Here is a 14946-nt window from a genome sequence, read left to right as displayed (position 1 = left end):
CCGGTGGCTCATGTGGGGGGGCGAGTCTCCTGGGCGCCCTTGGGCCGGTATTCGTCTGTGTCAGGGGCGACATGTGGTCTTCTTGTCGCCGCTTGGCGTTTTGGTGCCGGGCCCCGGGTGGTGCCTGGCTGGTGGGGTTAGCGCAGGGTTGTGGGAGCGGCGAGGATCCGGGGGCCGGGCCGGTGGGGCTTGTACGGCTTATACGGCTTGTGGGGCCATGGCTTGTGCGGCTTGTCCGGTGCGGTGACGGTCACGGTCACCGCCTCGCCGGTGGTGCTGCCTTCGGCGTTGGTGGCGGTGGGAGTGAAGGTGTGCTCGCCGGGGGCGACGGGGGTGGGGGAGGTGCAGGTCCAGTTGCCGGTGTCGTCGACGGTGGCGGTGCAGATGACGTTGTCGTTCTCGTCGGTGACAGTGATGGTGTCCCCGGGGCCGCCGGTTCCGGTGAAGGTCACCGGGCAGCCGTTCCGGGTGCCCGCCGCGCTGGGGTACGGGCGGGAGGATTTGCCGCAGGTGACGGTGGACCCGTCGGCCGGGTTGGTGATCACCGGTGCGGTGGGGGGCTCGACCGTGTCGATGGTCACGGTCACCGGCTCGCCGGTGGTGCTGCCTTCGGCGTTGGTGGCGGTGGGAGTGAAGGTGTGCTCGCCGTCCGGGATCGGAGCGGCAGCGGTGCAGGTCCAGTTCCCCATGTCGTCGACGACGGCGACGCAGATGACGTTGTCGTTCTCGTCAGTGACGGTGATCGTGTCACCGGGCCCGCCGGTTCCGGTGAAGGTGGGGGTGCTGTCGTCGATGGTGGACCCGTCGGCCGGGCTGGTGATCACCGGTGTCGTAGGCGCAGTGGTGTTGAGCAGCACCGACACAGTGTCACCGTCTTGGTTGGCGGTGGTCAGGTCCGGTAGGCCGCCGTTGAAGTCCCCGATCGCCACCGAGACGGGCCGATCGCCGGTCGGATAGGCGACCGGGGCGGCGAACGTGCCGTCGCCGTTGCCCGCGAGCACGGACACCGTATCCGTAGGGGGGTTGGCGACCGCCAGGTCCAGGTTGCCGTCGCCGTCCAGGTCCCCCACAGCCACTGAGATCGCGTCGGCGCCGGCTGGGTAGTCGACGGCTGCGGCGAAGGTGCCGTTGCCGTTGTTCAACAGCACCGACACCGTAGCGGAGGTGATGTTGGCGGTGACCACGTCCAGATCACCGTCGTTGTCGAAGTCACCCACGGCCACCGAGAAAGGCTCGTCGCCGACGGCGTAGTCGACTGCGGCGGCGAAGGTAGCGTTGCCGTTGTTCAACAGCACCGACACGGTATTCCCGTTCGTGTCGGCGGTGACCACGTCCAGGTCACCGTCGCCGTCCAGATCCCCCACCGCCACCGAGATCGGCCCGTCGCCGGCTGGGTAGTCGACCGGGGCGGCGAACGTGCCGTCGCCGTTGTTCAACAGCACCGACACCGTATCGGTGGCGAGGTTGGCGGTGACCACGTCCAGATCACCGTCATCGTCCAAATCCCCCACGGCCGACGTCCACGAGCCCCCGCCGGCCGGGTAGTCGACGGCTGCGGCGAAGGTGCCGTTGCCGTTGTTCAACAGCACCGAGACTGTACTCACTTGCGAGTTGGTGGTGACCAGGTCCAGGTCACCGTCGCCGTCGACGTCACCGACGACCACCGATCTCGGCCCGTCGCCGACCGGGTAGTCGACCGCGGTGGCGAAGGTGCCGTTGCCGTTGTTCAACAGCACCGACACCGTGTCCGCGATGAAGTTGGCGGAGACCAGGTCCTGGTCGCCGTCACCATCGAAGTCACCCACCGCCACTGATTGCGGGAATTCGTCGACGGGGTAGTCGACCGGGGGTGCGAAAGTCGCCGTCGCAGCCCACGCGCTTGGGGGGAACAGTCCCACAATCATCCCGGCCGCCATCAGTAGCGCGACCACCGGCGCCAACGGGCCCCGCACCGGCCTGGTCATGGCGTCTTCCCCGATACACGCTCTGACATCATCGTCTCATCCTCTTCTCAAGACCGCTGGGACGTGGACACCCAGGCGCCCCGGACGACACCACCGCAGAGACGTGAGGGGGCTCGTCGCCCGGCCCCTCTCTCAGAGCTGACGGGACGATCCATCCCACGGCGAGGAAGACGGCACAGCGATCGGGCCATGCTTCATCAAGCCGGCATCGAACCCGCCACCGCGTCCTGACGTCACTCAGCCTCATGACCAGCAGAACCGCCCGGGCAACGCACACCCTCCCAACAACGCGCACGCACCCCTCCCCGACACCCTCGAACAGCGATCGAGAACACCCGATAAGCCCAACACGCATCGATCCAGCACCGGAGACCCCCGCCGATCCCGACAGCCTTAACCCGGCGAGGGGAACAGGGGAGGATGCTGTGCGGCTACCCGTCGTCGAGGTGCTGGCAGGGGGGAAGGGACTTCTACGGGGAGGCGGTAGAAGGCGGCGTGAACCGTGACACCCGGCCGCGGTCAGTGATGTCGATCTGGATCAGTCCGGGCGACTCGTCGTAGGTGTCGTCGTTCAGGCCGGACACCGGAACGCGGGTGGTCCTGACCCGGGGAGGCCAGGACGGGGCGAGGCCGGGTCGGGGACGACCTCGCAGGTGACGCAACAGTAGGCCGCCGACGCGTGGGGACGGAGCAGGCACTGCGCCGCGAGACGGCCCCGGGACGAAGTCCGGGGGCGACCGGGGACGGACGCACCGGCCCCGACAGGATGTGGTGCACCGGGAACACGGACCCGAGGCCTCGAGGCCACCCGCGGGCTACTCCTCCGGTGGGAACACGGGCTCCCCCGTGTCAGAAAGAGTGATCAGGATCGCCTCCACCGGGCACCCCTCCGCCGCAGCGAGGAGCCCCTCGTTCGCGTCCGTGTCCGGCTCCGCCGGGTGGGACTGCCGGGCGGAGTCCAGCCGGAAGCCGCCCGGAGCGTGGCTCACGCACATCCCCGAGCCGATGCACACGCCCCGGTCGACCTCGACGTGCCAGCGGTCGCCCATCAGCTCTCACCCCCGCCCTCGCTCCCGCTCCCGCTCCCGTACGAGGCGGGCAGGTGGATCATCTTGTGCTCCAGGTAGGAGCCGAAGCCCTCGGGGCCGAACTCGCGCCCGAGTCCGGAGTTCTTGTAGCCGCCGAACGGGCCGAGCATGTCCAGGCTGAAGGTGTTGACGTTGTACGTGCCCGTCCTGATCCGGCGTGCGAAGTCGATCCCGCGCTCGATGTCCGCCGTCCACACACTGCCGCTGAGCCCGTAGTCGGAGTCGTTGGCGATGGCAGCGGCCTCGGCCTCGTCCCCGTACGGCAGCAGGCAGATGACCGGCCCGAAGATCTCCTCGCGGGCGATCCGCATGGAATTGTCGACACCACCGAACAGAGTGGGCTCGACGTACCACCCGTGGTCGAGACCAGACGGACGTCCGCCGCCGGTGAGGACCTTGGCGCCTTCCTCCTGGCCGATCCTGATGTAGTCGAGCGAACGCCTCTGCTGGCGTTCGGCCACCAAGGGGCCGACCTGGGTCGCCGGGTCCAGCGGGTCCCCGACCACGAGCGCGCCCGCCGCGGCGGCGAAGGCGTCGGCGATCTCGTCGTAGCGCGAGTGCGGGACGAGGATCCGTGTCTGGGCCACGCACGCCTGGCCGTTGTTCATCCAGGCCGCGGGGACGACGCCCTGCACCGCGGTCTCCAGGTCGGCGTCCGGCAGGATCACCGCCGCCGACTTGCCGCCCAGCTCCAGTGTGACGCGGGTGAGATTGCGGGCCGCGACCTCCATCACCCGCTTGCCGGCCGCGACCGAGCCGGTGAACGAGACCTTGTCGACACCCGGATGGCCGACGAGGTACTCGCTGACCTCGCGGTCGGCGGGCAGGATCGACACCACGCCTTCCGGCAGCCCGGCCTCGCGGAGGATGTCGGCGAGGATGTACGCGTCCAGCGGGGACTCCGGGGAGGGCTTCAGCACCACCGTGCAGCCCGCGAGCAGGGCGGGCGCCAGCTTGGCGGCGGCCACGAACTGAGGGACGTTCCAGGGCACGACGGCCGCGACGACCCCGACCGGCTCACGGCGCACGAGGATCGGCCCCAGCACACCGCCGCGGCGCTCCTCGTAGGTGAAGTCACGGGCGACGGCGATGGCCGCGTCCCACACCATCATCGCGCCGAGCGCCTGGGCGAGCACGCTCCAGGAGTACGGGGAGCCGTTCTGCGAGCTGATCGAGCGGGCGATCTCCTCGTGGCGTACGGCGAAGGCGTCCTTGATGCGGCTCACGACCGCGATCCGATCCTCAAGGGCCGTACGCGGCCAGGGCCCTTCATCGAAAGCCCGCCGCGCGGCGGCGACGGCCCGGTCCACGTCACCCTCGGTGGCATGCGGGACGCGTCCGATGACCTGCTCGGTGTGCGGGGAGACCACCTCGATGGTGCCGGTGCCGAGTGGATCGACCAACTCCCCGCCGATGAACAGCTTTCCGTGCTCGACCAGCTCGGTCATGACGCTGCCTCCTGCGCTGCCGCTGTGCGTCTCGGACGTTCCTGACGTTGCTTCAGAACTGATACCAGTTCTAGTTGGAGGAGACCAGGCTGGCGTCTAACCTCTCGGACATGATCAAGCCCATTGAACTCGTGATATTCGACTGCGACGGCGTGCTGGTCGACAGCGAACGCATCGCCGTCCGCGTACAGGTCACCCTGGGCGCGGAGTTGGGCTGGCCGCTCACCGAGGACGAGGTGGTGCGGCGGTTCATCGGGCGCTCGCACGCCGCCATCCGCGGGCAGATCGCCGAGCGCCTCGGCGAGGAGACCGCGACGGTCTGGCACAAGCGGTTCGAGCAGCTGCACGCCGAGGCGGTCGACGCCGGGCTCCGCCCCGTCGACGGACTGCCCGAGGCCCTGGACGCGATCACCCTGCCCACGTGCGTCGCCTCCAGCGGCTCGCACGAGAAGATGCGCCACACGCTCGGCCGCACCGGCCTGTACGAACGTTTCGCCGGCCGCATCTTCAGCGCCACCGAGGTCGCACACGGAAAGCCGGCGCCGGATCTGTTCCTGTACGCGGCGGAGCGGATGGGGGTGGACCCGGCGGCGTGCGCGGTGGTCGAGGACAGCCGGCCCGGTGTCGAGGCCGCCCGCAGGGCGGGGATGCGAGCCTTCGGTTACGCCGGGGGCCTGACGCCCGGCGAGCGGCTCACGGGCCCTGGCACGGTCGTGTTCGACGACATGCGCGCGCTGCCCGGCCTTGTCGCCGGACGGTGAGAGCCATCCGGCAACAGATCTGACAGCTCGTCAGTTTTCGGTACAGTGAGCCGGTGGACCGGTGAACCGGCAGCCGCACCCGCGTCGTACGGGAGGGGACGAAGTCACATGTCACAGGTGACGGAACACGGCGGAGGGGTCTGGTCCCTCCGGGTCCCCATCCCGGACAACCCTCTCGGCCACACCCTGGTCCATGTCCTCGACACCGACCGCGGCCCCGTCCTCGTCGACACCGGCTGGGACGACCCGGACTCCTGGACGGCTCTCACCGCGGGCCTGGCCTCGCTGGGCACGTCCGTCGGCGATGTCCACGGCATCGTCGTCACCCACCACCATCCCGACCACCACGGCCTGTCCGGCCAGGTACGGGAGGTGTCCGGTGCCTGGATCGCGATGCACGCGGCCGACACCGCGGTCGTACGCCGCACCCGCGGCGCCGACCCCGGCGTCTGGCTGGACTACATGACCGCGAAGCTCACCGCGGCCGGGGCCCCCGATTCACATCTGACCCCGCTGCGGGCCGCCCGAGCCGGGGGCAGGATGCGGACCCTGCCCGGGCTCAGGGCCGCCCTGCCCGACCGCGAGATCGTCCCCGGCGAGCTGCTCGACCTCAAGGGCCGACGCCTGCGGGCCATCTGGACCCCCGGCCACACCCCCGGCCATGTCTGCCTCCACCTCGAAGAGCAGCACCCGGCCGACCTCCCGGGCCACGGCCGGCTCTTCTCCGGTGACCACCTGCTGCCCGGGATCTCCCCGCACATCGGTCTGTACGAGGACCCCGACGACACCACCGTCACCGACCCGCTCGGCGACTACCTGGCCTCCCTCGAACGCGTCGGCCGGCTCGGCGTCGCCGAAGTGCTCCCGGCACACCAGCACCCCTTCACGGACGCTCCGGCCCGGGTGCGGGAGCTGCTCACCCACCACGAGTCCCGGCTCACCGGGCTGCTCGCCCTGCTGGCCACCCCACTCACGCCCTGGCAGCTCGCCGAGCGGATGGAGTGGAACCGTCCGTGGGACCAGATCCCCTACGGTTCGCGCAACATCGCGGTCTCGGAGGCCGAGTCGCATCTGCGACGCCTGGTGAAGCTGGGCAGGGCCGAGGCGGTGCCGGGGAGCGAGCCGGTGGCGTACGTGGCGGTGTGACGTGCGACGGCTGTGTGACCGTGCGGCACGCACCCCTGTGACCCACGCCCCTACAGGCTCCCAGGGGCCGTGCGCGTGTGGGCCGGTAGAGTGAGCCCCGTTGTCATCAGCCCCGTACGAGGGGAAGCCGGTGTGAATCCGGCGCTGACCCGCAACCGTGAGCCGCCCACTGTGGGCGGTGAGCCGGAATGCCTCGTACCGGGACATGACCGGCTCCTGCCGTCGGGATCTGGAATCCGTCGGTGGAGGCACCGTCGAGGAATACGGAGCCGGAGCCCGGCGCCCGAGTGTGCCCGTGCCCGGCTCCCCGCAGGAGAGGCACCGCCCGCCATGACCGTCCGTCGCAGCGCAGCCGCGCTCACCGCCGCTTCCGCCGTGTTCTGCGGCGCCCTGGCCGGGGCCCCGGCAGCGATCGCCGCGCCGTCCCCCGCTCCCGCACCCGTGATTCCCGACGGGCTCTACGGCACCACGGACCCGACGTACGACGGTGTGTGGCGGCAGTCGCTGGCGTTCCTCGCGCAGGACGTGGCGAAGGTGGTCCCGTCGGCCGAGGCGGTGTCCTGGCTGGCCGGGCAGCAGTGCGCGAGCGGCGGCTTCGCCTCGTTCCGCGCCGACTCGGCCAAGCCCTGCGACGCCAAGACGATGCTCGACTCCAACGCCACCGCCGCCGCGCTCCAGGCGCTGACCGCGCTCGGCGGGCACAAGGAGCAGGTCGCCAAGGGCGTCGACTGGCTGAAGTCCGTGCAGAACGCGGACGGCGGCTGGGGCTACAACCCCGGGTTCCCGTCCGACGCCAACTCCACGGGGATCGTCATCGGCGCCCTCGCCGGCGCCGACGCCCGTCCGGCCACCATGAAGTCGGCCAAGGGGAAGTCGCCGTACGACGCGCTCGTGTCGTTCGCGATCCCCTGCACGGACAAGACCGGCGGCGGGGCCTTCGCCTACCAGCCCGACAAGTCCGGCAAGCTCGTCGCGAACGGGGACGCCACCGCGGCCGCCGTGCTCGGCGGGCTCGGACGCGGGCTGGTCGTCAGCCCGCCCAAGCCGGGCGGCGCCCCGAAGTGCGTCAGCACCGACCCCGCGACGCCCGAGCAGTCGGCCCGCAACGGCGCGGCCTACCTCGCCACGGCCCTGGCCAGGACCGGCCACCTCAACACCGCGCCGATGCCCGGCGCGGCCGACCCGGCGCCGCAGCCCGACTTCGGCAACACCGCGGACGCGGTTGTCGCGCTCTCCGCGGCCGGCCACAAGGACAAGGCCGCCGCCTCCCTCACCTGGCTGGAGAAGAACTCCTCCGCCTGGGCCAAGGCGGGCGGTCCGGCCGCCTACGCCCAGCTGATCCTCGCCGCGAACGCCTACGGCGCCGACCCGCGCCACTTCGGCAGCTCCGACCTGGTCAGCCTGCTGAACTCCACCGGCCCCGCGCCCGCGTCCACGAAGGCCCCCGCCCCGGCCGCCGAGGCGGACGAGAAGGAGGTCGTGGGCGGTGACAACGCCGGTATCTGGTGGATCATCGGTGCCGGCCTCGCGGCGGGCGTCGGCGCCGGCTTCCTGATCAGTGGTCGCCGGAAGAACAAGCAGTGACCTTGGCGGGGGCGGGGAGCTCGGCACCCGCGGCGATACATGGGCGGCTCGCCGTTGCCGTCGTCCTGGCGCTGAGCACGCTGTTCTTCGTGCTCGCCGCCGGGGCAGCGCCCGCGCAGGCCACCGGATACCGCTACTGGTCCTTCTGGATGTCCGGCGACGGGTCCGGAGATGGGTCCGGAGATGGGTCCGGCGGCGGGACGAAGAGCAACTCCTGGGCGTACGCCACCGAGGGCCCGGCCACCGCACGGCCCTCCGACGGCGAGGTCAACGGCTTCCGCTTCGCGGTCAGCGCGGACTCCGCCGACGCGACGAAGCCCCGTACCGCCCCCGACTTCGCGACGCTGTGCGCCGCCACGCCCGCGAAGCCCGGCACCAAGCGGGTCGGCATCGTGGTCGACTTCGGCATTCCGGAGCACGCCCCCGAAGGCGAGACCCCGCCGGCCCCCGACCGGCGCAACGCCTGCGCCCAGGTCGACGTTTCGGCCACCAGCGCGGAGGCCCTCGCCGCCGTGGCCAAGCCGCTGCGTTACGACAGCGCCGCGCTGCTCTGCGGGATCTCCGGATACCCGAAGTCAGGCTGCGGTGACCAGGTCGCGGCCGATTCCGCGCCGGCTTCGCGTGCGCCCCGGGCGGCGAAGCCCGATGGTGCGCGGGACGGTGAGGGGGGCCCGTCGCTGGGCGTCATCGGCGGCGTCGCGGCCGTACTCGCGCTCGGCACCGCGGCGTTCTGGCAGGCGCGCCGCCGACGCGGATGACTTCAGGGACTCCGGGCGCCCCTGGCGCCCCCGTAAGGGCCGGCCCGTCCGTTCGGGCCCGCGTTCCCCTGCCCCGTGGTGCCTGGCGGGCGCCCGAGGCCGGCCGGAGCAACGCTCTGCACGCGGGGGCCTGGTGGGTGTGGGCGCTGGGTCTCGCGACCGCCGCGTCACGGACGACGAATCCGCTGCTGCTGGGGCTGCTGGTCGGGGTCGCCGGATATGTGGTGGCGGCGCGGCGGACCGATGCTCCGTGGGCACGGTCGTACGGGGCCTTCGTCAAGCTGGGCCTGCTCGTCATCGCCATCCGGCTGGTGTTCTCCGCTCTCCTCGGCTCGCCGATCCCCGGGGCGCATGTCCTGATGACCTTGCCCGAGGTACCGCTGCCCGACTGGGCGCGGGGCTTCCGGCTCGGGGGGCGGGTGACGGTGGAGCAGCTCGTGTTCTCGTTCTACGAGGGGGCGAAGATGGCCGCGCTGCTGATCTGCGTGGGCGCGGCCAACGCGCTCGCCAGTCCGGCCCGGCTGCTCAAGTCGCTGCCCGCCGCGTTGTACGAGGCCGGGGTCGCCGTCGTCGTCGCGATGACGTTCGCACCGAACATGGTCGCGGACGTGGCGCGGCTGCGCACCGCACGCAAGCTGCGGGGGCGCCGCGCTGGAGGCGTCAGGGCCGTGCTCCAGATCGGACTTCCGGTGCTCGAGGGCGCACTGGAGCGCTCCGTGGCGGTGGCGGCGTCGATGGACGCGCGAGGCTACGGGCGCAGGGCCGACGTGCCACGTGCCATCCAGCACACCACCACCGCGCTCACGCTCGGCGGGCTGCTCGGGGTGTGCGCGGGCTCGTACGGGCTGCTCGCCGCGGAGGGCGCCGGATACGGGCTGCCGGTGCTGCTGGGCGGGTTCGCCGCCGCCGCTGCCGGATTGCGGCTCGGCGGAAGGCGCCAGCTCCGCACCCGCTACCGCCCCGACCGCTGGGGCGTACGGGCGTGGCTGGTGGCCGGGTCCGGTGCCGCGGTCGCGGCGCTGATGATCTGCGCGGGCACCTACGCTCCGGAGGCGCTCCAGCCGGGGGTCGTGCCGCTGATCGCGCCGACCCTGCCGCTGCTTCCCGCCGCCGCGGTCCTGATCGGGCTGCTGCCCGCCTTCGTCGCCCCCGTACCCCGCTCCCCTGCCAAGGACACGCAGTGATCCGCTTCGAGAACGTCTCCGTCACCTACACCGGCCGCGAGACGCCCACCATCGAGGGCGTCGACCTGACCGTCCCGGAAGGCGAACTCGTTTTGCTGGTGGGCCCTTCCGGTGTCGGCAAGTCGACTTTGCTCGGGGCGGTATCCGGGTTGGTCCCGCACTTCTCGGGCGGCACCCTGCGCGGCCGGGTCACCGTCGGGGGCCGGGACACCCGCATGCACCGGCCCCGTGAACTGGCCGATCTCGTCGGCACGGTGGGGCAGGACCCGCTGGCGCACTTCGTCACCGACACGGTCGAGGACGAGCTGGCGTACGGCATGGAGTCACTGGGGCTGCCCGCCGGCGTGATGCGGCGCCGGGTGGAGGAGACCCTCGACCTGCTGGGGCTCGCCGAGTTGCGCGACCGGCCGATCGCCACGCTCTCGGGTGGTCAGCAGCAGCGTGTGGCGATCGGCTCGGTGCTCACCCCCCATCCCAGGGTCCTGGTGCTCGACGAGCCGACGTCGGCACTCGACCCCGCGGCAGCCGAAGAGGTGCTGGCCGTGCTCCAGCGGCTGGTCCACGACCTCGGCACGACCGTGCTGATGGCAGAACACCGGCTGGAGCGGGTGGTGCAGTACGCGGACCGGGTCGTGCTGCTGCCCTCGCCCGGCGCGGCTCCGGTCACCGGCTCCCCCGCCGAGGTGATGGCGCACTCGCCTGTGCACCCCCCGGTGGTGGCGCTCGGGCGGCTGGCGGACTGGGAGCCCCTTCCTCTTTCCGTGCGTGACGCCCGGCGCCGGGCGGGCGAGGCGGGAGGGCTGCGGGAACGGCTGGCGGGGATGAGTCCGTCTCAGGCTCCATCGGCCGCCTCTCTCACCAAGCCCCTCGCCGGTCCCGTCACCGACCCCGTCACCAAGCCAGTCACCGAACCTCTCACCGCCCCCCTCGCCGCGGCACCGAGAGCCTCCGTGCTGCGCGGGGTGCTCGCCCGGCTGCGCACCCCCGCCACGGCCAAGGCACCCGCCGGCGCCCCGGGCTCCGCCACACATTCGGGTTCCTCCGCCACCCCGGGCCCCGCCGCCTCCCTCGTCACCGCCCAGCGGCTCTCCGTACGCCGTGGCCGCGTGGAAGCGCTGCGTGACGTGCGCTTCGCGATGGGTCCCGGGGAGACCGTCGCCCTCATGGGCCGCAACGGCGCCGGGAAGTCGACGCTGCTCGGGACGCTCGTCGGGATGGTCGAGCCCGCGTCGGGCGAGGTGCTCGTCGGGGGGCGCGTGCCGCACCGCACACCCGCACCTGAGCTGATCCGCGAGGTGGGCCTGGTGCCACAGGAGCCCCGGGACCTGCTGTACGCGGACACCGTGGGCGCCGAATGCGCCGCAGCCGACGTGGACGCGGGCGCCGAGCCCGGGACCTGCCGAGCGCTGGTCTCCGCCCTGCTGCCCGGCGTACCGGACGACACGCACCCCCGCGACCTGTCCGAGGGACAACGCCTGGCGCTTGCCCTCGCGCTGGTGCTCACCGCCCGGCCCCCGCTGATCCTGCTGGACGAGCCGACCCGTGGCCTGGACTATGCGGCGAAGACCCGTCTGGTGTCCGTGCTGCGCGATCTGGCCGCTGACGGCCACGGGATCGTCATGGCGACCCACGATGTGGAGCTGGCGGCCGAGCTCGCGGACCGTGTGGTGATCCTCGCCGACGGTGAGGTCGTCGCGGACGGTCCGACCGCCGATGTGGTCGTGTCGTCGCCCGCCTTCGCACCCCAGGTGGCGAAGGTGCTCGCCCCGGGCCCTTGGATGACCGTGGCCCAGGTGGGAGCCGCCCTGTGACCGCGCCCCGGACCGCCCGCACCAACCCCGCGCGGCCCACCCACGCCATGCGGCTCGGGCCGCGTGCCATCGCCGCGCTCGTCCTGGTCAGCGCCCTGGGCGTGGTCGCCTTCGGCTGGCCGCTGCTCGCCGGCGCCGGGTCCGGGCTGACCGCGCACGCCCAGGACGCGCCCTGGCTCTTCGCAGCGCTGCTGCCGCTGCTCGTGGGGGTGGTCGTCGCGACGATCTCCGACGGGGGCGTCGACGCGAAGGCCGTGGCGATGCTGGGGGTGCTCGCGGCGGTCGGCGCCGCACTGCGCCCGCTCGGTGCGGGGACGGCGGGCCTGGAGCCCATGTTCTTCCTGATGGTGCTGAGCGGCCGGGTGCTGGGACCGGGCTTCGGCTTCGTGCTCGGGTCGGTCACGATGTTCGCGTCCGCCCTGCTCACCGGCGGGGTGGGACCCTGGATGCCGTTCCAGATGCTCGCGATGGGCTGGTTCTCGATGGGCGCGGGGCTACTGCCCGGCCCTGCCCGCCTCAGGGGCCGTGCCGAACTGCTGATGCTCGCGGGATACGGTTTCGCCGCGGCCTTCGCGTACGGCACGATCATGAACCTGTACGGCTGGACGATCGTGCCCGGCCTGGCCTCGGGCATCTCCTTCCGGCCGGGCGACCCGTTGCACGAGAACCTGGTCCGCTTCCTGGCCTACTGCCTGACCACCTCGCTCGGCTGGGATCTGGGACGCGCGGTCCTCACCGCCGTACTGACGCTGACGATCGGCGCCACGCTCCTCAAGGCGCTCCGGAGGGCGACACGGCGGGCCGCCTTCGAGGCCCAGGCCACATTCGAGGCCCCGGGAAACCCTTCGCAGGGGTGAAGCAGCCCACAGGACGAAAGTCCCGGAACTACCCGCCTTCGTAGCCATTGGCCAAGGACGGGTTTTTTACTGACACAACCACTGACCTGCACATAAGACCCATATGTCTACTTAGGGACTTTGGTCCCGTACTCACCCTTCCTACTCGTATGTGGTAGGTGAGCCCGGTCACGGCGCGGTCCTTCAGCCCCCGGTTACAACTGTTCCCGTCGCAAGGCGCCGCAGGGCCTCGAGCCCGGCACACAGCCACACTCGGCCCCGCGCTTCGTGACCGCCACGCCCCCGACGTTAGGTATCGCCTTGTCTCGCTCGCTGTTCACCCGCTTCGCCGCCCGCAACAAGTCCGTTGTCGCCGGCACCGCCGTGCTCCTCGGTGCGGTCGGTGCGGTGATGGGGACGACGACGACGGCTTCCGCCGCGCCTTCCACCCCGAAGGACATCGCCAAGCAGATGATGTCCACCGCCGAGTTCCAGTGCTTCGACAAGATCGTCACGCACGAGTCCAACTGGGACCACACCGCCACCAACGCCTCCTCCGGCGCCTACGGCCTGGTCCAGGCCCTGCCCGGCTCCAAGATGGCCAGCGCCGGTGCCGACTGGCAGACCAACCCCAAGACCCAGATCGAGTGGGGTATGGACTACATGAAGGAGCGCTACGGCAGCGCCTGTGGCGCCTGGAACTTCTGGCAGGCCAACCACTGGTACTAAGCCACTGGTTGGGCCGCAAGGCCACGGGAGCAGGGCGCGACTGATGTCGCAGGGCCCCGGAGCGACGATCACCGTCGCCCCGGGGCCCTGTTCCCGTTTCAGCTCTGACTCCGGAGCCTTTGCCTTCCGGACCCGACTCAGAAGCCCTGATTCCGTGCTCAGAGCCGCTGGATGATCGTCCCCGTCGCCAGCGCACCACCCGCGCACATCGTGATCAGCGCGAACTCCTTGTCCCTGCGCTCCAGCTCATGCAGCGCCGTGGTGATGAGCCGCGCCCCGGTCGCCCCCACAGGGTGCCCCAGCGCGATGGCCCCGCCGTTGACGTTGACCTTCTCCAGGTCCTGCTCGAAGACCTGGGCCCAGCTGAGCACCACCGAGGCGAACGCCTCATTGATCTCCACGAGGTCGATGTCGGCCAGCGACATCCCCGCCTTCCCGAGCACCGCGCGGGTCGCGTCGATCGGCCCGTCCAGGTGGTAGTGCGGGTCCGCCCCCACCAGCGCCTGGGCGACGATCCGCGCACGGGGCCGCAGTTTCAGCGCCCGCGCCATCCGCTTCGACGCCCACATGATCGCCGCGGCCCCGTCCGAGATCTGCGACGAGTTCCCCGCCGTGTGGATCGCGGTCGGCATCACCGGCTTCAGACCGGCCAGTGCCTCCATCGAGGTGTCCCGCAGGCCTTCGTCACGGTCCACGAGCCGCCACATCCCCTGCCCTGCGGCCTGCTCCTCCTCCGTGGTGGGCACCTGGACCGCGAAGGTCTCGCGCTTGAACCGCTCCTCGGCCCAGGCGGCACCCGCCCGCTCCTGCGACAGCAGCCCCAGCGAGTCGGCCCGCTCCCGGGTCAGCCCGCGGTTGCGCCCGATGCGCTCGGCGGCCTCGAACTGGTTGGGCAGGTCGACGTTCCACTCGTCCGGCCACGGCTTGCCCGGACCGTGCTTCGACCCGCTGCCCAGCGGTACGCGCGACATGGCCTCGACACCGCAGCTGATCCCGATGTCGATGACCCCGGCCGCGATCATGTTCGCGGTCATGTGTGCGGCCTGCTGCGACGAACCGCACTGGCAGTCCACGGTCGTCGCGGCGGTCTCGCACGGCAGCCCCATCGCCAGCCAGGCGTTGCGGGCCGGGTTCATGGACTGCTCGCCGGCGTGGGTCACGGTGCCGCCGACGATCTGCTCGACGCAGTCGGCGTGGATGCCGGTGCGGCCGAGCAGTTCACGGTAGGTCTCCCCCAGCAGATACGCCGGGTGCAGGTTGGCGAGCGCGCCGCCGCGCTTGCCTATGGGCGTGCGTACGGCTTCGACGATGACGGGTTCCGCGGCCATGAGCTCGTCCTCTCCTCACGCCCGGCGGAGGTCGTCCCGGTGCCCCCGCAGGGCGACTGACGCACAGCGAAGAACTAGTACGCGTTCTAGTTCTCCGTTCAGTGTCATGAGACTTACCCCCGGTACGCAAGGGTCTTGCACGGCCCCAGCCGGACTCGACCCCCCTCTCGGCCGATCCCCGAGCGCAACAGCTCCCGCCGTATGCCTTGCCAGTTGTAGAGCCCGTTACTACCTTGCGGACAATTCTGATGGTTCGTCAGATGCTGTCGGACCGTTCGTCAGACACTCGCCAGACCGTTCGTCAGACCA

At 71.4% G+C, this 14946-nt stretch carries 12 protein-coding genes and 1 riboswitch; of the genes, 8 read left to right on the top strand and 4 right to left on the bottom strand.

The annotated features are described in order from the left end of the window. Positions 1–137 precede the first annotated feature (137 nt). The 3 genes from ACFV6V_RS01560 to ACFV6V_RS01550 form a co-directional block, all read right to left on the bottom strand. Positions 138–1904 carry an FG-GAP-like repeat-containing protein gene (locus tag ACFV6V_RS01560; protein WP_385557853.1) on the bottom strand — a complete coding sequence of 589 codons (1767 nt, stop codon included), beginning with the start codon at positions 1902–1904 and terminating at the stop codon, positions 138–140. Between the two features lie 875 nt (positions 1905–2779). Then, positions 2780–3013 (bottom strand): ferredoxin, encoded by a 234-nt coding sequence (locus ACFV6V_RS01555; RefSeq protein WP_385557430.1) that lies wholly within the window; start codon positions 3011–3013, stop codon positions 2780–2782. After that, complete coding sequence (locus ACFV6V_RS01550) at positions 3013–4500, bottom strand: aldehyde dehydrogenase (protein ID WP_385557427.1); 1488 nt, start codon at positions 4498–4500, stop codon at positions 3013–3015. Before ACFV6V_RS01550 ends, ACFV6V_RS01555 begins: the two co-directional genes overlap by 1 nt. A gap of 110 nt (positions 4501–4610) precedes the next feature. On the opposite strand from ACFV6V_RS01550, the gene ACFV6V_RS01545 reads away from it, so the two are divergent. The 8 genes from ACFV6V_RS01545 (at position 4611) to ACFV6V_RS01510 (ending at position 13309) form a co-directional block, all read left to right on the top strand. Next, the gene (locus tag ACFV6V_RS01545; protein ID WP_385557424.1) at positions 4611–5261 is read left to right on the top strand and encodes an HAD family hydrolase; all 651 of its coding nucleotides are present in this window, start codon (positions 4611–4613) and stop codon (positions 5259–5261) included. Positions 5262–5369: 108 nt separating this feature from the next. Further along, complete coding sequence (locus ACFV6V_RS01540; protein ID WP_385557421.1) at positions 5370–6407, top strand: MBL fold metallo-hydrolase; 1038 nt, start codon at positions 5370–5372, stop codon at positions 6405–6407. A gap of 121 nt (positions 6408–6528) precedes the next feature. Beyond that, positions 6529–6600, top strand: a riboswitch (cobalamin riboswitch). Positions 6601–6737: 137 nt separating this feature from the next. Further along, positions 6738–7991 carry a prenyltransferase/squalene oxidase repeat-containing protein gene (locus tag ACFV6V_RS01535; RefSeq protein ID WP_385557419.1) on the top strand — a complete coding sequence of 418 codons (1254 nt, stop codon included), beginning with the start codon at positions 6738–6740 and terminating at the stop codon, positions 7989–7991. Positions 7992–7993: 2 nt separating this feature from the next. Next, entirely contained in the window at positions 7994–8749 is a 756-nt protein-coding gene (locus tag ACFV6V_RS01530; protein ID WP_385557851.1) for an SCO2322 family protein, read from the top strand. Next, complete coding sequence (locus tag ACFV6V_RS01525; protein ID WP_385557417.1) at positions 8746–9933, top strand: energy-coupling factor transporter transmembrane component T; 1188 nt, start codon at positions 8746–8748, stop codon at positions 9931–9933. The genes ACFV6V_RS01530 and ACFV6V_RS01525 overlap by 4 nt, the downstream gene beginning before the upstream one ends. Further along, positions 9930–11744 (top strand): ABC transporter ATP-binding protein, encoded by a 1815-nt coding sequence (locus ACFV6V_RS01520; RefSeq protein WP_385557414.1) that lies wholly within the window; start codon positions 9930–9932, stop codon positions 11742–11744. The genes ACFV6V_RS01525 and ACFV6V_RS01520 overlap by 4 nt, the downstream gene beginning before the upstream one ends. A gap of 47 nt (positions 11745–11791) precedes the next feature. Beyond that, positions 11792–12601: an ECF transporter S component gene (locus ACFV6V_RS01515; RefSeq protein WP_385557848.1), complete on the top strand. Its 810-nt coding sequence runs from the start codon at positions 11792–11794 to the stop codon at positions 12599–12601. Positions 12602–12901: 300 nt separating this feature from the next. Further along, complete coding sequence (locus tag ACFV6V_RS01510) at positions 12902–13309, top strand: transglycosylase SLT domain-containing protein (RefSeq protein ID WP_385557411.1); 408 nt, start codon at positions 12902–12904, stop codon at positions 13307–13309. Between the two features lie 158 nt (positions 13310–13467). Here ACFV6V_RS01510 and ACFV6V_RS01505 read toward each other — a convergent pair whose 3' ends face one another. Then, on the bottom strand, positions 13468–14637 hold the full coding sequence (locus tag ACFV6V_RS01505; protein WP_385557409.1) for a steroid 3-ketoacyl-CoA thiolase: 1170 nt from the start codon (positions 14635–14637) through the stop codon (positions 13468–13470). Between the last annotated feature and the right edge of the window lie 309 nt (positions 14638–14946).

It is taken from the genome of Streptomyces sp. NPDC059828 (assembly GCF_042731955.1).
In the GTDB taxonomy this organism is placed as follows: Bacteria; Actinomycetota; Actinomycetes; order Streptomycetales; family Streptomycetaceae; genus Streptomyces.
The sequence above is the reverse complement of the archived record's forward strand: the minus strand, read 5'-3'. Positions and strand labels throughout refer to the sequence as shown.

Excerpts from the sequence above, each read along its gene's own strand:
- ACFV6V_RS01545 (WP_385557424.1), top strand. The coding sequence starts at position 4,611 with ATGATCAAGCCCATTGAACTCGTGATATTCGACTGCGACGGCGTGCTG.
- ACFV6V_RS01550 (WP_385557427.1), bottom strand. The coding sequence starts at position 4,500 with ATGACCGAGCTGGTCGAGCACGGAAAGCTGTTCATCGGCGGGGAGTTG.
- ACFV6V_RS01540 (WP_385557421.1), top strand. The coding sequence starts at position 5,370 with ATGTCACAGGTGACGGAACACGGCGGAGGGGTCTGGTCCCTCCGGGTC.
- ACFV6V_RS01515 (WP_385557848.1), top strand. The coding sequence starts at position 11,792 with ATGCGGCTCGGGCCGCGTGCCATCGCCGCGCTCGTCCTGGTCAGCGCC.
- ACFV6V_RS01560 (WP_385557853.1), bottom strand. The coding sequence starts at position 1,904 with ATGATTGTGGGACTGTTCCCCCCAAGCGCGTGGGCTGCGACGGCGACT.
- ACFV6V_RS01555 (WP_385557430.1), bottom strand. The coding sequence starts at position 3,013 with ATGGGCGACCGCTGGCACGTCGAGGTCGACCGGGGCGTGTGCATCGGC.
- ACFV6V_RS01525 (WP_385557417.1), top strand. The coding sequence starts at position 8,746 with ATGACTTCAGGGACTCCGGGCGCCCCTGGCGCCCCCGTAAGGGCCGGC.
- ACFV6V_RS01535 (WP_385557419.1), top strand. The coding sequence starts at position 6,738 with ATGACCGTCCGTCGCAGCGCAGCCGCGCTCACCGCCGCTTCCGCCGTG.
- ACFV6V_RS01505 (WP_385557409.1), bottom strand. The coding sequence starts at position 14,637 with ATGGCCGCGGAACCCGTCATCGTCGAAGCCGTACGCACGCCCATAGGC.